This is a genomic window from Tsukamurella paurometabola, assembly GCF_900631615.1.
GTDB lineage: Bacteria > Actinomycetota > Actinomycetes > Mycobacteriales > Mycobacteriaceae > Tsukamurella > Tsukamurella paurometabola_A.
This window is the reverse complement of the sequence record NZ_LR131273.1, coordinates 4,025,482-4,043,092: the sequence shown is the minus strand read 5'-3', so window position 1 is coordinate 4,043,092 and position 17,611 is coordinate 4,025,482. Positions and strand designations below refer to the sequence as shown.

Sequence of the window (17,611 nt, the reverse complement as noted above, 5' to 3'; positions counted from 1 at the left end):
GATGACTGACCGACCGACCGCCCGGATCGCCCGCATCGAGCGCACCACGAAGGAATCCTCCATCGTGGTCGAGATCAACCTCGACGGCACCGGCACCACTGAGATCGCCACCGGCGTCCCCTTCTTCGATCACATGCTCACGGCGTTCGGCCAGCACGGCAGCTTCGACCTGACGGTGCAGGCCAAGGGCGACGTCGAGATCGACGCCCACCACACCGTCGAGGACACCGCGATCGTGCTCGGTCAGGCGATCGCGGAGGCGTTGGGCGACAAGAAGGGTATCCGCCGGTTCGGCGACTGCTTCATCCCCATGGACGAGACGCTGGCGCACGCCTCCGTGGACGTCTCCGGGCGTCCTTACGCGGTCCACACCGGCGAGCCCGACTACCTGGTGAGCTCGGTGATCGGCGGCTACCCCGGCGTTCCGTACTCGACGGTGATCAACCGGCACGTCTTCGAGTCGCTCGCCATGAACGCCCGGATCGCGCTGCACGTCCGCGTGCTCTACGGCCGTGATCCGCACCACATCACCGAGGCGGAGTTCAAGGCCGTCGCGCGCGCGCTGCGCGCCGCCGTCGAGCCCGACCCCCGCGTCACCGGCGTCCCGTCGACCAAGGGCACGCTCTAGCCGAGGCTCGACTGCGCCCCGGCGGTGCGAGCGCGGAGTCGCGCGATGGCGCGCCTGATCAGAGAACGCGCCATGAGGAGGCCGATGACGAGTGCGACGACTTCGGCGATGAGGCGATGAGGTTCAGGCGGATCGCGCCGCGACGGATGTCGCGCATCTCGTCGTAATTCGACACGGTGACCCGCCCGGTCGTCGCCGCCACCTCGTGCGGGACGATTCCGCTGGGCAGCAACGTTTCCCTGTACTCGTTGCGTCCCCGGGATCCGCCCGGGCCGCCGCTGCTGTGCTCGTGGCGGCACAGGTCCGCCCGCTGCATGGCGACGAAGCCGCACGTGGGCGCACCGAAGTAGGCTCGGGTGCTCGTCGGCAGGCTGATGATCGCACCGCCGGTGAAGACGACCGCGAAGATCGCCACGACGCAGATCGCGAACCGGAGCGGGCCTGCGGACACGGGCGGGGTTCGCCCGGCGGGAGTCGCGGCTCGGGCCGCCCGCGCGCGTGGCTCGTCGTCCGTCCGGACATGTGGATCCATTCCGTTTCTCCGCCCCCCGGCGGTGAAGCAGTACGTCGAGACCGTGTCTTCGTGGGCGGTTGTCGAGAAACCGGTGCCCGGAGTGGATCCCATCGGTTCTCGGGCAGCGAGGACCCGATCTCTTTTGTAGGATCAACGAAATTGTCTGCGGGAGTCGGGAGTGCCGGTGTCCAGGATTCGAGGCCTCAGTGCCGTCAGCGTCGTGATCGTCCTGCTGGTGGGTCTGCTCGCCTGCGGCTCGCCGGACCGCCCGGAAGGGGGCGCGGGGGAACAGCAGCCGATTTCGGTGGCGGTCGACGTGACGAACCTTCCGCAGCGCATCATCGGCGTGAAGCAGTCCATCCCCGCCCGCGCGGGTGAACTGACCCTGCTGTACCCGCAATGGCTGCCGGGGAACCACTCCCCGTCCGGCCCCATCGACAAGATCGCCGGCATCACCTTCACCGGTGGCGGGAAGAAGTTGGAGTGGAAGCGTGATCCGCTCAACGTGTACGCCCTGAAGGTCACGGTGCCCGACGGGGTCGACACCGTCGACGCGGCGTTCTCGTACCTCACGCCCACCGACAGCTCCCAGGGACGCGTCGTGATGACGCCGAACATGCTCAACCTGCAGTGGAACGCCGTGCTCCTGTACCCGAAGGGGAAGCCCGCGAGTGAGATCCCGTTCACCGCCAGCGTCACCTACCCGCCGGGCTTCGAGGCCGGCACCGCACTCGACGTCGCCGGCCGGCGCGGGGACACCGTCGACTACCGCACCGTCCCGCTCGACGTCCTCGTCGATTCGCCCGTCTACGCGGGCCGGTTCCACAAGCAGATCGACCTGGCTCCGGGCGCGGACGTGCCGGTGCGGCTCCAGGTGTTCGCCGACGCGCCCGAGCAGCTCGACGCCAAGCCCGAGCACATCGAGCAGCACAGGGCGCTCGTTCAGCAGGCGGTCAAGCTCTACGGGTCGCAGCACTACGACCACTACGACTTCCTGCTTTCGCTCTCGGACCAGCTGAGCTCCAACGGACTGGAACACCAGCGGTCCAGTGAGAACGGCCAGCCGACCGACTACTTCACCGGGTGGAATCCCGAGGTGGGGAGCGACGATCTGCTCGGCCACGAGTACACCCACTCCTGGAACGGCAAGTTCCGGCGGCCCGCCGATCTGTGGACCCCCGACTTCAACACCCCGATGCAGGACAGCCTCATGTGGGTGTACGAGGGACAGACGCAGTACTGGGGCAATGTGCTCACCGGACGGGCGGGACTGCGGTCGCCGGAGGTCTCCCGTGACGCACTGGCTTCGGTGGTCGCCACCTACACCGACGGCCGCCCGGGGCTCAGCTGGCGTTCCCTGCAGGACACCACGAACGACCCGATCATCGCGCAGCGGCGCACCAAGCCGTACCGGTCGTGGCAGCTCAGCGAGGATTACTACCAGGGTGGTCAGCTCGTGTGGCTCGGCGTGGACGCGCGCATCCGCGAACTGACGGGCAACACCAAGTCGCTCGACGATTTCGCTCGCGGCTTCTTCGATGTCGATGGTGGCACGTGGCAGAAGCAGAACACGTACGACTTCGACGCGGTGGTGGCGGCGCTGAACGGGGTGGTCGCCGACGATTGGGCCACGTACCTGCGGGACCGCCTCGACGGTAGGGAGTCGTTCGCGTCGAGCGTGGAGAAGACCGGGTGGAAGTTGGTGTACGACAACAACCCGGGCGCTTTCCTCGCGGCCCAGATGAAGGCGGCGGAGGGGGCTGCGAACTACACCTACTCCATCGGTCTGAACGTGTCGGCGACGGGCAAGGTGACCGATGTGCGGTGGGACGGCCCCGCGTTCCGGGCGAAGGTGGGCACGGGTATGACGGTGCTATCGGTCAACGACGCCGCGTACTCCCAGGCCACGATGCAGACCGCGATCGAGGCCGCCAAGACGAGTCCAACGCCGATCAGGCTGCAGGTGAAGGACTTCGACCAGACGCGGACCGTGGAGATCGATTATCACGGGGGTCTGCGGTACCCGCACCTGCAGCGCATCGACGGAACCCCGGACTACCTCAGCCAGATCCTGGCGAGCCGCCCGTAGGTCGCGCCCACCCGTCGGCGGATCCCGGTGGTCAGGCCTCGCCGCGGCGCAGGAGGCGGCCGTGCGGCGTCTCGAAGTCGACCTTCTCCCCGCGCAGCCAGGTCCCGGTGACCACGCCTGCGAGTGCACGACCGTCGTAGGGCGAGATCGCGTTCTTGTGGTGCAGGCGGTGCACGTCGACGACCTGCGCGGCCTCGGGTTCGAAGATCGCGAAGTCGGCATCGAAGCCGAGCGCGATGCGGCCCTTGCGCGTCATCCCGGCCAGCTTCGCCGGATTCGCCGACATCCACTCGAGCACCTGCTCGAGGGCGATCCCACGCTTCTTGGCCTCGGTCCAGATCAGCTGGAGACCGAGCTGGAGCGACGCCACGCCGCCCCAGGCGACGCCGAAGTCACCGTTCTCGACGTCCTTGAGGTCGATCGTCGAGGGGGAGTGGTCGGAGACGATGCAGTCGATCGTGCCGTCCAACAGGCCCTGCCACAGGAGTTCCCGGTTCGACGCCTCGCGGATCGGGGGGCAGCACTTGTACGCGGTGCCCCCGGCGGGGATCTCCTCGGCCAGCAGGGTGAGGTAGTGCGGACAGGTCTCGACGGTGAGCTTGACCCCGTCGCGGCGGGCGCTCGCGATCATGGGGAGCGCGTCGGACGACGAGAGGTGCAGCACGTGGGCGCGGGCACCCGTCCACCGGGCGCGCTCGATGACATCGGCGATGGCCTTGTTCTCCGCGCCGCGCGGGCGCGAGGCGAGGAACCCGGCGTAGTCCGCTCCGGTCGGCTCGGGCGCGTGATCGATCGAGCACGCGTCCTCCGCGTGCACGATCATCAACGAATCGAACGTGGCGAGTTCGGCCATGTCCTCCTGCATCTCGTCGACGCTCAGGGCGGGGAACTCGTCGACCCCGGAGTGCAGCAGGAAGCACTTGAAACCGAACACCCCGTCGTCGTGCAGGCCGCGCAGCTGCCCCTTGTTGCCGGGGACGGCACCGCCCCAGAAGCCGACGTCGATGTACGCCTTGGGGCCGGCCACCTCGCGCTTGAGGCGCAGGGCTTCGCGGTCGACGGTGGGCGGGATCGAGTTGAGCGGCATATCGACGAGCGTCGTGACGGCGCCCGCGGCCGCTGCCTTGGTAGCGGACTCGAAGCCCTCCCACTCGGTGCGCCCCGGCTCGTTGACGTGCACGTGGGTGTCGACCAGGCCGGGGATCATCACCTGCTCGTCGGTCAGTTCGACGACTTCACGGCCGGGTAGGCCGTTGCCGAGCGGCTCGATCGCCACGACCCGGCCGTCGCGGATGCCGACTTCGCGTGCGACCGTTCCGGCGGTCGTGACGATGCGGCGGCCGCGGACCACCAGGTCGTACTCGGCGGTGTCGGTGCTCATGCGGGTTCTCCTTCGCTCGAAATTCCGAGTCGCGGAATTTCGTCTCGATCCTGCGGTCACAGTAGGTGTGACCTGCGCCACTAGTCAAGATCACCGTTTCCGGCGTGTGACGATCATATTCCGACATGCGACATGGGCCTTGACAGAGTCGCTGAGATAGGTCTTACTTATCGCTACCAGTGGAACAGCATTTCCGCACAACGGAAAAGATTCGAGCGGTCAGCCAGCGAGAATGAAGGCCCAGCATGACAGAAGAACTCACCCCCCGCGTCGCGGCGGAGGCGAATCCGATCCGGCTCGGTGACGCCGATGTCGCGGACGTCCCGGACGTGGAGGCCCTGAACCGGCTCAGTGCCGGCCTCTACAACCAGGATCTCGCTCCCACCAAGCGGGCCGGCCGGACGTGGGGCGGCTACAACATCTTCACCCTGTGGGCGAACGACGTGCACAGTCTGGGCAACTACGCCTTCGCCATCGGCCTGTTCGCGCTGGGCCTCGGGGGATGGCAGATCCTGCTGGCGCTGGGTCTGGGAGGGGTCTTCCTGTTCCTGCTGCTCAACCTGTCCGGGTTCATGGGGGAGAAGACGGGAGTGCCCTTCCCCGTGATGAGCCGCATCTCGTTCGGCATCCGCGGGGCCCAGATCCCCGCCCTGATCCGCGGCGTCGTCGCGATCGCCTGGTTCGGTATCCAGACCTACCTCGCCTCCGTCGTCCTCCGCATCCTCATCATCGCGGTGCTGCCCGACGCGACGACCCTCGATGAGAATCGATTCCTGGGACTCTCGACGCTGGGCTGGATCTCCTTCCTCCTGCTGTGGGTCGTGCAGCTCGTGATCGTCAGCTACGGGATGGAGATGATCCGCAAGTACGAGGCCTTCGCCGGCCCGGTCATCCTCATCACGATGGCGGCGCTGGCGATCTGGATGCTCGGCAAGGCGGGCTGGTCCATCGCCTGGACGACCCCCGAATCCAAGACGGGCCTGGACATGTGGCTGCAGATCGTGGGCGGCGCCAGCCTGTGGGTGGCCATCTACGGCACGTTCGTCCTCAACTTCTGCGACTTCACCCGCAATGCGACCTCGAAGAAGTCCATCGTGCGCGGCAACTTCTTCGGCATCCCGCTCAACATGCTGCTGTTCGGCGCCATCGTGATCACGCTGGCGGGCGCGCAGTTCAAGATCAACGGGCAGGTCATCGAGTCACCCGCCGACATCGTGAAGACGGTGCCGAACACGCTTCTGCTCGTCCTGGCCTGCCTGGCGCTGCTCGTCCTCACCGTGGCCGTGAACCTGATGGCGAACTTCGTCGCCCCGATCTACGCACTCAACAACCTGTTCCCCAAGCATCTGAACTTCCGTCGAGCCGGACTCATCTCCGGCGTGATCGGCCTGGTCATCCTGCCCTGGAACCTGTACAACTCGCCCGTCGTCATCACCTACTTCCTCGGTGGCCTCGGCGCGCTGCTCGGCCCCCTGTTCGGCATCGTCATGGCCGACTACTGGCTCATCCGCAAGAGCCGGGTGAACGTTCCGGATCTCTACTGCGATCTGCCCGACGCTCCGTACTACTACCGGGGCGGGGTGAACCCGCGGGCCGTGATCGCGCTGGTGCCGACCGCCGGTGCGGCTCTGCTGATGGCCTTCGTGCCCGCGTTCCACGTCGTCTCGAACTATTCGTGGTTCATCGGCGCCGGCCTCGGCGCGCTCGTCTACCTGGTGGTCGCCGATCGTCGGGGCCCGTTCGTCGACGTCTCCGGCGAGCCGATCGCCGTTCCCAGCAAGCACTAGGAGTACTCGCGATGCGCATTCTGGTCGCCAACGTCAACACCACCGAGTCCATGACCGCAGCGATCGCCGAGTCGGCGCGCTCCGCGGCCTCGCCCGGCACCGAGATCGTCGGGATCACACCGCGCTTCGGCGCGGACTCGTGCGAGGGCAACTTCGAGTCCTACCTCGCGGCGATCGCCGTCATGGACGCGATCACGCGGTACGACGGCCCGTACGACGCGGTGATCCAGGCCGGTTACGGCGAGCACGGCCGCGAGGGCCTGCAGGAGCTACTCGAGGTGCCCGTCGTGGACATCACCGAGGCGGCCGCCTCGACCGCGATGTACTTGGGCCACAAGTACTCCGTGGTCACCACGCTCGACCGCACGGTCCCGCTCATCGAGGACCGGCTCAAGCTGGCCGGCCTCGACGCACGGTGCGCCTCGGTCCGCGCCTCGGGGCTCGGCGTCCTCGAGCTCGAGTCCGAGCCGGAGCGGGCCGTCGAGGCCATCGTCGCGCAGGCGCGGGAGGCCGTCGAACGCGACCGTGCCGAGGTGATCTGTCTCGGTTGCGGCGGGATGGCGGAGCTGGAGGAGAAGGTATCCGCCGCAACGGGCGTCCCCATCGTCGACGGTGTCCGCTCCGCCGTGACGATCGCCGAGGGGCTCGTGCGGATGGGCCTCAAGACCTCCAAGGTTCGTACCTACGCCCCGCCGCGACCCAAGGTCGTGACGGGCTGGCCGTTCGAGAACTGAGACGGCCGCATCGATGTTCCGGCGACGAAGGGACGGCACATGACCACGACGGAAGCGCCGAAGAAGAAGCCCTGGTACAGATCCCTGTTCGTACAGGTGCTGATCGGCATCGCCGCGGGCATCGCGACGGGCATCTTCTTCCCTGGTTTCTCGGACCATCTCGCCCCGTTGGGCCAGGGCTTCATCAAGCTCATCAAGATGCTGGTCTCGCCCCTGATCTTCCTCGTGGTGGTGACCGGCATCGCGAAGGTCGGCAGCATGGCGGCGCTCGGCAAGATCGGCGCGAAGGCCCTCCTGTGGTTCACCGTGTGCACCACGTTCGCGCTCGCCCTCGGCCTCGTGGTCGGCAACATCGTCCGGCCCGGGGCCGGGCTGAACATCGACCCGGCGACGCTCGACGCCAGCGCACTCGACGAGAAGACCCACGGAGAGCACCTGCCCGGCGGCGTCGACTTCGTCATGAACATCATCCCGACGTCGGTGGTCGACGCCTTCGCCAAGAACAACCTGCTTCAGGTGCTCCTGTTCGCGGTGCTGTTCGGCGTGGCGCTGGCGGCGATCAGCGAGAAGGTCCAGCCGGTCCTGCTCGAGGTCATCGATCAGGCGATGCACGTGATCTTCCGGATCGTCAGCTACATCATGTACCTGGCGCCCATCGGCGCGTTCGGCGCGATGGCCTTCACGGTGGGCAATTACGGTGCCGACTCGCTCAAGTCCTTCGGCATGCTCGTACTGGCGTGCTACGGCGCCGCGGTCGTGTTCATCCTCATACTGGCCGTCGCGGTGCGCCTCATCACGGGCGTGAGCACGTGGAAGTTCCTCAAGTACTGCCGTGAGGAGTTCATGCTCGCGCTCGGCACCGGATCGTCCGAGGCGGTGATGCCCTCGGTCATCAAGAAGCTCGACGCCGCGGGGTGCGACCGATCGGTGGTGGGCCTGGTGATCCCGACCGGCTACTCGTTCAACCTCGACGGGGCGGCGATCTACCTGTCGCTGTCGATGATGTTCCTCGCGCAGGCCGTCGGCGTGGACCTCAGTGTGGGACAGCAGATCACGATCATGGGGATTCTGATCCTCAGTTCCAAGGGCATGGCGGGCGTTCCCGGCTCCGCGTTCGTCGCGCTGTCCGCCACGGCCGCCGCTGTGGGTGCCTTCCCCGTGGCCGCGGTCGCCCTCCTGCTCGGCGCGGACCGGCTCATGGACTCCATGCGCGTCGCGACCAACCTGCTCGGCAACTGCCTCGCCACCTTCGTCATCGCCCGGTGGGAGGGCCTGCTCGACACCGACAGGATGAAGGCCGTCCTGGAGGGCACGCTCGTCGTGGACGATCCCGACGACGTGCGGACGCACCCCGGCCACGGTGCCGCCGCGTTCCCGCCGCGCGCGACCGATCCGGACCCGGCCCCCGCGTCCGCTGCGGCGACGACCACCGATGCCGAAGGAGCGAAGAATGCCTGAGCCCACTGCGCCCGCCGGCGCCGACGTCACCGTGGCGATCCTCGGCAGCTGGGGCTACTACGGGCTCCTCGACGACGCCCGCTCGTATCCCGTGGACACGCCCTACGGGACCCCGTCGGACGACGTGGTGATCGGCACCGCGCACGGCCGCCGCGTCGCCTACCTCACCCGGTCCGGACGCGAGCGGACCATCCCGCCGCACAGGATCAATCACCGCGCCAACATCTGGGCCCTGCACCACCTCGGTGTGCGGCACATCCTGGCCGCGACCCCCGCCGGAGCCTTCGACCCCGCGGTCGGCGTCGGCACCGTCGTGGTGCCCGACCAGCTCGTCGACCGGACCGGCCGCACCGACGACACCTTCCACGACGACGAGGACGTGCGCGTCACCTTCGCGCACCCGTTCTCCGAGCCGACCCGCGCCGCCGCGATCGCCGCGCTGCGCGAGCAGCGCTGGGTGGTGGCCGACGGCGGCGTCGTCGTCGCCATCCGCGGCCCACGGTTCTCGACCGCGGCCGAGTCCCGGTGGTACGCCGCGCAGGGCTGGGACCTCGTGTCCACGACGCCGTACCCCGAGGCCGTGCTCGCCCGCGAACTCGGCATGGGCTACGCCTGCGTCGCGCTGGTCACCGATCACGACGTCATCGACGAGACACCCTGGCCCGTCAGCCAGGAGCGTGTGCAGGCGGAACTCGACGCGCACACCCAGCGCCTGCGCGCGGCGCTGATCCGCGCCGCCGCGGACCTGTCGTGATGTGATCCCCCAGGAACAGGGAAGTGCCCCTCCCCGATTCGGGAGGGGCACTTCCTACAGCGGCGTTCCTACAGGAGGATCTGGCGGTTGACGTCCTTGTACAGCAGGTAGCGGAAGTTCGACGGTCCGCCGGCGTAGCAGGCCTGCGGGCAGAACGCGCGCAGGGACATGTAATCGCCCTCCTGCACCTCGACCCAGTCGCCGTTGAGGCGGTACACGGCCTTGCCCTCGAGCACGTACAGGCCGTGCTCCATGACGTGGGTCTCGGCGAACGGGATCGACGCTCCCGGCTCGAAGGTCACGATGTTGCAGTGCATGTCGTAGGCGAGGTCCTGCGGATCCAGGATCCGTGTGGTGCGCCACTTGTTGTCCGTGCCCGGCATCGGCGAGGGCTCGATGTCCCGCTCGTTGCCGACGGCCACGCGGGGGGTGTGTCCGGCGAGCGGCTCGTAGCGCTTGCGGATCCACTGGAACACGGCGGCACCGTCGGCCGTGTTGCTGACGGACCAGGGCGTGCCGGCGGGGATGTAGGCGTAGCCGCCCTCGGTCAGGTCGTGCGCCGTACCGTCGATCGTCACCCGCAGGTCGCCCTGCGTGACGAGGAGGAAACTCTGCACCTGTGCCTGCGGCTCCGGGGCGTCCGAGCCGCCGCCGGGGGAGACCTCGACGATGGACTGCGCGAACGTGGTCGAGCCGCCGGCGACCGGGCGGTTGAGGACCCAGGCCCGCGTGTTCGTCCACCCGGGGAACACCGAGGTCACGATGTCGCGCATGACGCCGCGCGGGATCACCGTGTAGGCCTCGGTCACGATGGCGCGGTCCGTGAGCAGGTCCGTCTGCGGCGGGTGGCCGCCCTGCGGCGAATAGTAGGAGGTGCGCGCCGTTCTCGTCGCTGCTGTGCTCATCGGGTCTCCTCGGGCTGGGTGGTGGTGGGGCGGTTCAGGGCGAGGTCGCGGACCGTGTCGACGGTGACCTCGGCGGCGGACGCGACCTCGGCGGCGGTGACCGCCCCGCAGGTCACGCCGCGGTGGATGAACGAGGCGAGCGCGCGGGCCGTGGCCGGCTCGTCCAGGATCGCGGAATCGATGCGGTGCACGTAGTTCCGCAGCCGTAGTGCCGCGGCGGGGAAGCCGTCGCGGTAGAAGGCGTAGGTCGCCAGGAACCGCGTGATCAGTTGCGCCGGGTGCAGGTCCCAGCCCTGGTAGATGCCGCGCTCGAGGTGCCGGCGCACGAGGCGCGCGTGCAGCCGCCAGGCGTCGGCGACGTGGGCGGGGTCGCCGATCGGCAGGATGTTGGTCGAGCCGTCGGACATGTGCACGCCCGTCCCCGCGATGGCGAGCTGCATGACGTTCTTGGCGTGATCGGCCGCGGGGTGCTCCATCGACTGGTGCTGGGCGGCGATGCCGAGCGAAGCGGAGTAGTCGTACGTGCCGTAGTGCAGCGAGGTCACGCGCCGGTCCGCCGCGTGCAGCAGGGTCGCGACAGGGGCGGTGCCGTCCGCTCCGAGGATCACCTGCGGGGTCTCCACCTGCACCTCGAACCGCAGGCTCCGCTCGGCGAGTCCCAGCGCGGCCTCGAGCGCCCGGCTCGCGTCGACCATCGCCTCGACCTGGCCGACCGTGGTGACCTTCGGCAATGTGACGGTGAGCCCGTCGGGAAGGGGACCGGCCGCCGCGAGGCCGCTCACGAACAGGTCGAGGGTCCGCAGACCGCGGGCCCGGACCGGGGCCTCCATGCACTTGAACCGGATCCCCACGAACGGCGGCGCCGAGTCCTCCCGCACCGCGGTCGCGACGGCGTCGACGGCGCCGGCGACGTCGGCGTCCTCGGTCTCGTCTCCGCGGTCGCCGTAGCCGTCCTCGAAGTCCAGGCGGACGTCCTCGATCGGCTCCTCGCAGAGCTTGCGGTGCACCAGGTCGGGGAGTGCGGGGTCTTCGAGACCGACCGTGCGCGCGACCGCCGCGAGGCCGCCGGCGGCGTCCGCCGCCGCGAGGGCCTGATCACCCCACTCCCGCGCGGTGGCGGGCGTGAACCGGTCCGCAGGGAGGTAGACGGTGTGCACGGGCCGGCGGCGGCCGTCGTCCCCCGGGTAGTTCCGAGCCAGGAACTCATCGGTGGCGGCCAGCCGACGCTCGATCGCGGCCAGGGCGTCGTCGGTGAGCGAGCGGCTGGGCATGGGACCTCCGTCGGTGCTAATGGAAAAGTAATTCCGCATAGTGGAGTCTACGCCGGTCCTGGGGTCCGCACAAGGATTTCACGACCTCGGCCGGGCCGCCGAGCGTCAGGCGACCACCGTGTCGCCACCGACCCAGACGCGCGCGATGTCCGCGGGCGTGGCCAGCGAGAAGATCTTCGCCAGGGCGTTGTCGGCCGACTCGGCGTGGCGCAGGCCGACGTCCAGCGGATGGCCGGGCGTGGGGCGGACCAGCACCGCGTCGAACTGGCGTCCGACGGACAGGTCGCCCACGTCGTCGAGCCCCAGCGCGGTCGCGCCTGCGCGGGTGGCGAGGTGCAACAGGTGCGCCGCGGTGAGGGGTACGCCGTCCCTCTGGAGCAGCTGCTGCATGAAGTAGGCCTGCAGGCCCTCCTTGAACAACGAGAAGCCGCTGCCCGCACCGACATCCGTGCCGAGGGCGACGGTCACGCCGTGGTCGAGGTGACGCCGCAGCGGGAAGGAGCCGCTCGCCAGGGCCGAGTTCGAGGTCGGACAGTGGGCGACCGACGCCCCCGCCCCGGCCATGAGCGCCAGCTCGGCATCGGTCGGGTGTGCGTTGTGCGCCAGCACGGAACGCTCGTGGATCAGCCCGTGCCGGTGGTAGGTGTCGAGGTAGTCCGCCGATCCGGGGAACTGGTCGATGACCGCCGCGATCTCGGCGGGGTTCTCGTTGATGTGCGAGGTGAACCAGAGGCCGGGGACGTCCGCGGCGAGTGCGGCGCCGCTGTCCAGCATCTCCGGCGACGTCGAATAGGAGAACCGGGGCGTGACCGCGTACCGCAGTCGGCGATGGCCGTGCCAGCGCTCCGCGAGCTTACGGCCCTCGTCGTAGGAGCGTGCCGGGGTACTGAGGAGGGGCTCCGGCAGGTTGCGGTCGCTGGTCACCAGGCCCGCAGTGACTCGGACGCCGACTCGGTCGGCCTCGTCGAAGAGCGCGTCGACCGCATCGGCGAAGTGCGAACCGAAGACGAGGGCCGTCGTCGTCCCGGCGGCGGTGAGACCCGTGAGGAACTCGCGCGCGACGGTGCGGGCGTACTCGGGGTCCGCGAGCTTGCACTCCTCCGGCAACGCGCACTGGTCCAGCCAGTCGAGCAGCGGCATGCCGAGGCCGCCGATGGCCCGGATCTGCGGATAGTGCACGTGGGTGTCCACCAGGCCGGGGAGGAGCACGCCCTCGCGCAGGTCGACGATGTCCACGCCCGGGTGGCGTTCGACGACGGTGCGGAACTCGCCGCGGTCGACGATCACGCCCGCCTCGACCGCGATGCCGGCATCCTCGTGCGAGCGCAGCTCACCCCCGGCGAAGGGATCGTCGGGGGTATCGAGGACGCGGCAGCGGTAGATGGTCATGAGGGGTCTCCTTGCACGGATGAGGGGAAGCGGGTGAGCAGGTCCGCGGCCACGCTCACGGCGATGGTCGCCGGATGCTTGCCGGTCAGGGTGCTCAGCCCGATGGGGGATCGGATGGTCTGGATGTCCGCGGCGTCGTGGCCCGCGTCGGTGAGCATCGCGCGGAACCGGGTCCACTTCGCGGCGGAACCGATGAGGCCCACGCTGCCGAGCCCGGGCGTCCGCAGCACCTGGTCGCACAGGCTGAAGTCCTCGGCGTGGTCGTGCGTCATGATGAGCACGTGGCAGCCCGGCGGGAGCTCCTCCAGCACCTCCTCGGGCAGCATCGAATGGCGCAGGTGCACGGTCGCATCGCCGGGCTCCAGACCGCGGGCGGCCTCGAGTTGCTCGGGGCGCGAGTCGGTGAGGTAGAGCTCGACGTCGTGGCGCGAGAGGATGCGCGCGAGTTCGAGGCCGACGTGGCCGACCCCGAAGATCGCGACGGCCGGGACCACCGGTAGCGGCTCGAACAAGAGGACCACCTCGCCTCCGCAGCATTGGCGCCCGTGGTGATTGCGGGCCTTGTCGTTCAACCGCAGGGTCAGCGTCTCCGGCGTGGTGACCGCGTCCCGCAGGAGTTCGCGGGCGCGGTCGATCGCCGTCAGTTCCAAGTTGCCGCCGCCGATCGTGCCGAACTCGGCGTCGGCGGTGGCGATCATCTTCGCGCCGGCCTCCCGGGGAGCGTGCCCGCGGACGCCGATCTGGGTGATCAGGACCGCGGGGACACGCTGTCGGCGGAGGCGGGCGGCGTCGCCCAGCCAGGTCATGGCGGGCTCAGCCGAGCGGGGCGGGAGCGGGTGCCGCCGCCGCGGATCCGGTCGCGCGAACCGTGGTCGGACGGTGCCCGTTCCGCTTCGGATCGGACGGGGCCGTCGTCCGCGCGGCCTCGGCCGCCCAGTACACGGCCTCCGGAGTCGCGGGGGACGCGAGTTCGACGGATGCCCCCGGCGGCCCGAACGCGGCCGCGGCCTGGCGCAGCGCCTCGCGCACGGAGAAGGCGAGCATGAGCGGCGGCTCGCCGACGGCCTTCGAGCCGTACACCGCACCGTCCTCGTGCGCTTTGTCCAGCAACGCGACCCGGAAGTCCGGCGGCATCTCCGAGAAGCTCGGCAGCTTGTAGGTACTGGCGGACTGCGTGAGGAGTCTCCCGCGGGTGGGCCGATCGCTCTCGTCCCAGCGGAGGTCCTCCAGCGTCAGCCACCCGGCCCCCTGCACGAAGCCGCCCTCGATCTGGCCGATGTCGATCATCGGGGAGAGCGAATCGCCCACGTCGTGGACGATGTCGACGCGCCGCAGGCGGTACGCGCCGGTGAACCCGTCGACCTCGACCTCGCTCGCGGCCACGCCGTACGCGAAGTACTTGAACGGCTCACCCTGCATCGCCTTCGCGTCCCAGTGCAGGCCCTCGGTCCGGTAGTAGCCGGACGCCGAGAGCTGCACGCGCTGGAAGTACGCGGCGTGCACGACCTCCTCCCAGGTGAGTTTCTGCGCCGAGGCGCCGAGCCCGCTGATCGTGCCGTCGCTGAACCGCACGTCCGACGGATTGGTGCCGATGAGCGACGCGGCGACGGCCGCGAGGCGGTCGCGGATCTGTTCGCACGCGTTCTTCACCGCGCCGCCGTTGAGGTCGGCACCGGAACTCGCGGCGGTGGCGGACGTGTTGGGCACCTTGTCGGTCCGGGTCGGCGCGAGACGCACCCGCGAGAGCGGCACGCCCAGCGTGGTGGCTGCGACCTGCAACATCTTGGTGTGCAAGCCCTGGCCCATCTCGGTGCCGCCGTGGTTGATGAGCACGGACCCGTCCTTGTAGACGAGGACGAGCGCGCCGGCCTGGTTGAAGGCGGTGAGGTTGAAGGAGATGCCGAACTTCACGGGGGTCACGGCGAGGGCGCGTTTGACGTTCGGATGCGTCGCGTTGAAGGCGTCGATCTCCGCCTCGCGCGCCTCGATCTCCCCGGATGCGATGACCTGCTCCCAGGCGGTACGGACCCGGTCGGCGTGCCGCACGGGCTGGCCGTACGGCGTGGTCTGCCCGTCGCCGTAGAAATTGCGCCGACGCAGCTCGCGCGCCGACAGCCCCAACAGCGGAGCGCACCGCCCGAGGATGTCCTCGATCACGAGCATGCCCTGCGGACCGCCGAATCCGCGGAACGCGGTCTGCGAGGTCTTGTGGCACTTCGCGATCCGACCGTGCACCGCGATATTGGGGATCCAATAGGCGTTGTCGATGTGGCACAGGGCGCGGGCGAGGACCGGCTCGGACAGATCGAGGCTCCAGCCACCGTCCGCGGTGAGCGTCGCCTCGAGGGCCGTGAGGAGTCCGTCCGCGTCGAAGCCGACCCGCCACGTGGCGTGGAAGCCGTGCCGCTTGCCCGACATGGTCATGTCCTGCGTGCGGTCCAACCGCAGGCGGACCGGGCGCCCGGTGAGCGTTGCGCCCAACGCGGCGATCGCGGCGAAGCCGTGCGGCTGCATCTCCTTGCCGCCGAAGGCCCCGCCCATGCGGAGGCACTGCACCGTGACGGCGTTGCTCGGCAATCCGAGGACGTGAGCCACGATGTCCTGCGTCTCCGACGGGTGCTGCGTGCTGGATTGGACGAAGACCTGTCCGCTCTCGTCGACCTGGGCCAAGGAGGCGTGCGTCTCCAGATAGAAGTGCTCCTGGCCGGCGAATTCGAACTCGCCCGAGTAGACGTGTGCGGCCTCGGCGAAGCCCGTCTCGAGGTCGCCGCGCCGCACCGTCGGGCGGGCGCCGTGGAAGCTCTCCGCAGCGATGGCGTCGCCGACCGCGATGAGCGAGGGCAGCGGCTCGAGTTCGAGGCGCACCGCGGCGGCGCCGAGCCGGGCCGCTTCGAGTGTCTCGGCGAGGACCCAGCACACGGCGTGCCCGTAGAACATCACCTCGTCGACGGGGAACAGCGGCTCGTCGTGTTTGACGCCGGCGTCGTTGACGCCGGGGACGTCGTGCGCGGTCAGGACGCGGACGACGCCGGGGACGCGCAGCGCGGGCTCGGTGTCGATCGTGACGATCCGCGCGTGTGCGCAATCCGCCTGGACGGGGTGGGCGTGGAGAGCGCCCGGGGTACGTCCGACCAGGTCGTCGGTGTACAGCGCCGCGCCGGTCACGTGCAGGGCCGCACTCTCGTGGGGGATCTCCTGCCCGACGACGGGGTGCGCGGGACGTTCGGACAGGTGGCTCATGACAGCTCCTCTCGGGCCGGGCCGTCGGCGAACAGCTTCTCGAGCGATCGTCCGAGCATCGCGACGCGGTAGGCGCCGGACGCCCGGTGATCGTCCATCGGGGTGCCCTCGGCCCGCAGCACCTCGGCCGCGGCGCGGATGGTCTCCTCCGACCAGGGGCGCCCGACGAGAGCCTGCTCGGTGGTCGTGGCGCGGAGCGGGGTCGCGGCCACGCCGCCGAGGCCGATCGCGGCCCGTGTGATCGTGCCCGCCTCGACGGTGAGCGCGAAGGCGACAGCGACGCTGGAGATGTCGTCGAAGCGCCGTTTGGCGATCTTGTGGAACGCGGTGAGCGGGCTCAGTGGCAGTGGGATCCGGATCGCCTTGATGAGCTCGTCGGGGCGGCGCACCGTCGCGCGGTAGCCCGTGAAGTACTCCGTGAGCGGGACGATGCGCTCGCCGTCGCGTGAGGCGAGGACGAGGCGCGCATCCAGTGCGAGCAGAGCGGGCGGGGTGTCGCCGATCGGCGAGCCCGTCCCGAGGTTGCCGCCCAGGGTCGCCGCGTTGCGGATCAGGCGCGACGCGAACTGCGGGAAGACCTGGGCGAGCAGCGGGACGCGGCCGTCGAGGCGGCGCTCGATCTCGGACAGCGTGAGGGCCGCCCCGATCTCGAGGACATCCTCGTCCCAGCGCAATTCGCGGAGTTCGGGCAGTCGGTCGATGGCGACCACCAGGGGTTCGCGACGGCCCTTGAGGTTCACGTCGACGCCGAAGTCGGTGGACCCCGCCACCAGGGCGGGGGCGTCACCGTCGGCGAGCAGGTCCAGCACCTCGTCCAGGCCCGCCGGCCGGACGAATCGCCCCTGGGAGCCGGTGACCACGGTGGGAGCCGCGGCGGGAGCCGGCGCCGAGCGTCGGACGGCGAGGGGGTCGTCGGGCGCGGGCTCGGTGGGAAGGCCGTAGGCGGCGTCCCGGATCGGCCGGTAACCGGTGCAGCGGCACAGGTTTCCCGATAGCGCGTGCAGGTCGAAGCCGTTGGGGCCGTGTTCGTCGCCGTGGTCTGCGCAGCCGGGTCCTCCGTCGTCGGGCGCGAGCTCGGCGGCTCGGTCCGGTCGATAGAACTCGGCGGCCATGCTGCAGATGAAGCCGGGGGTGCAGTAGCCGCACTGGGAACCGCCGCGCAGTGCCATCGCGCTCTGGACGGGGTGCAGGTCGTCGGGCCCGCCGAGGCCTTCGGAGGTGATCACCTCCTGGTCGGCGAGCGCAGCGGCGGGGGTGAGGCAGGCGTTGATCGCGGTCCACCGGGTGCGATCGTCGGGCGAGTCGGGGTCCCCGGGCCGGGCGACCAGGATCGAACAGGCCCCGCATTCGCCTTCGGCGCACCCCTCCTTCGCTCCGGTGAGGCCCTGATCGCGCAGCCAATCGAGGGCGCTCGTGTGGGCCGGGCCGGTGAACGGCCGGGATCGACCGTTCACGGTCACA

Annotated in this window: 14 protein-coding genes; 6 read left to right on the top strand and 8 right to left on the bottom strand. The window is 69.7% G+C overall.

Annotated elements, in window-relative coordinates; all coding sequences use genetic code 11:
• The first annotated feature begins 1 nt into the window (after nucleotide 1).
• The gene (hisB, locus tag ELY19_RS20160; protein WP_126197961.1) at nucleotides 2-628 is read left to right on the top strand and encodes an imidazoleglycerol-phosphate dehydratase HisB; all 627 of its coding nucleotides are present in this window, start codon (nucleotides 2-4) and stop codon (nucleotides 626-628) included.
• A 58-nt stretch (nucleotides 629-686) separates the two neighbouring features.
• Here the strand turns inward: hisB and ELY19_RS20155 are convergent, their stop codons facing one another.
• Nucleotides 687-1,079, bottom strand: coding sequence for a hypothetical protein (locus ELY19_RS20155; protein WP_126197959.1), 393 nt, complete (start codon nucleotides 1,077-1,079; stop codon nucleotides 687-689).
• Nucleotides 1,080-1,326: 247 nt separating this feature from the next.
• Between ELY19_RS20155 and ELY19_RS20150 the strand changes: the two genes are divergently transcribed.
• Nucleotides 1,327-3,231, top strand: a complete 1,905-nt coding sequence (locus ELY19_RS20150) for a M61 family metallopeptidase (protein WP_126197956.1) — start codon at nucleotides 1,327-1,329, stop codon at nucleotides 3,229-3,231.
• A gap of 31 nt (nucleotides 3,232-3,262) precedes the next feature.
• On the opposite strand, the gene allB is transcribed toward ELY19_RS20150, so the two are convergent.
• On the bottom strand, nucleotides 3,263-4,612 hold the full coding sequence (gene allB / locus ELY19_RS20145; RefSeq protein ID WP_126197954.1) for an allantoinase AllB: 1,350 nt from the start codon (nucleotides 4,610-4,612) through the stop codon (nucleotides 3,263-3,265).
• 245 nt (nucleotides 4,613-4,857) lie between these two features.
• Between allB and ELY19_RS20140 the strand changes: the two genes are divergently transcribed.
• Genes ELY19_RS20140 through ELY19_RS20125 form a run of 4 tightly spaced genes read left to right on the top strand, consistent with a single transcriptional unit; the run spans nucleotide 4,858 to nucleotide 9,345 of the window.
• Nucleotides 4,858-6,399, top strand: coding sequence for an NCS1 family nucleobase:cation symporter-1 (locus tag ELY19_RS20140; protein ID WP_126197952.1), 1,542 nt, complete (start codon nucleotides 4,858-4,860; stop codon nucleotides 6,397-6,399).
• Between the two features lie 11 nt (nucleotides 6,400-6,410).
• A complete protein-coding gene (locus tag ELY19_RS20135; protein WP_126197950.1) occupies nucleotides 6,411-7,133 on the top strand; it encodes an aspartate/glutamate racemase family protein in 723 nt (240 codons plus the stop codon).
• A gap of 39 nt (nucleotides 7,134-7,172) precedes the next feature.
• Nucleotides 7,173-8,591 (top strand): C4-dicarboxylate transporter DctA, encoded by a 1,419-nt coding sequence (gene dctA, locus ELY19_RS20130; RefSeq protein WP_126197948.1) that lies wholly within the window; start codon nucleotides 7,173-7,175, stop codon nucleotides 8,589-8,591.
• Complete coding sequence (locus tag ELY19_RS20125) at nucleotides 8,584-9,345, top strand: MTAP family purine nucleoside phosphorylase (RefSeq protein WP_126197946.1); 762 nt, start codon at nucleotides 8,584-8,586, stop codon at nucleotides 9,343-9,345. Before dctA ends, ELY19_RS20125 begins: the two co-directional genes overlap by 8 nt.
• Before the next feature lie 68 nt (nucleotides 9,346-9,413).
• Here the strand turns inward: ELY19_RS20125 and ELY19_RS20120 are convergent, their stop codons facing one another.
• The 6 genes from ELY19_RS20120 to ELY19_RS20095 form a co-directional block, all read right to left on the bottom strand.
• Complete coding sequence (locus ELY19_RS20120; RefSeq protein ID WP_126197944.1) at nucleotides 9,414-10,250, bottom strand: bifunctional allantoicase/(S)-ureidoglycine aminohydrolase; 837 nt, start codon at nucleotides 10,248-10,250, stop codon at nucleotides 9,414-9,416.
• Nucleotides 10,247-11,521, bottom strand: coding sequence for a DUF6986 family protein (locus tag ELY19_RS20115; RefSeq protein ID WP_126197941.1), 1,275 nt, complete (start codon nucleotides 11,519-11,521; stop codon nucleotides 10,247-10,249). Before ELY19_RS20115 ends, ELY19_RS20120 begins: the two co-directional genes overlap by 4 nt.
• Nucleotides 11,522-11,626: 105 nt before the next feature.
• Nucleotides 11,627-12,910: a guanine deaminase gene (gene guaD / locus ELY19_RS20110; protein WP_126197938.1), complete on the bottom strand. Its 1,284-nt coding sequence runs from the start codon at nucleotides 12,908-12,910 to the stop codon at nucleotides 11,627-11,629.
• The gene (gene xdhC / locus ELY19_RS20105; protein ID WP_126197936.1) at nucleotides 12,907-13,716 is read right to left on the bottom strand and encodes a xanthine dehydrogenase accessory protein XdhC; all 810 of its coding nucleotides are present in this window, start codon (nucleotides 13,714-13,716) and stop codon (nucleotides 12,907-12,909) included. The genes guaD and xdhC overlap by 4 nt, the downstream gene beginning before the upstream one ends.
• A gap of 7 nt (nucleotides 13,717-13,723) precedes the next feature.
• A complete protein-coding gene (gene xdhB, locus ELY19_RS20100; protein WP_126197934.1) occupies nucleotides 13,724-16,150 on the bottom strand; it encodes a xanthine dehydrogenase molybdopterin binding subunit in 2,427 nt (808 codons plus the stop codon).
• Nucleotides 16,147-17,604 carry a xanthine dehydrogenase small subunit gene (locus ELY19_RS20095; protein ID WP_227966985.1) on the bottom strand — a complete coding sequence of 486 codons (1,458 nt, stop codon included), beginning with the start codon at nucleotides 17,602-17,604 and terminating at the stop codon, nucleotides 16,147-16,149. Before ELY19_RS20095 ends, xdhB begins: the two co-directional genes overlap by 4 nt.
• Nucleotides 17,605-17,611 lie beyond the last annotated feature (7 nt).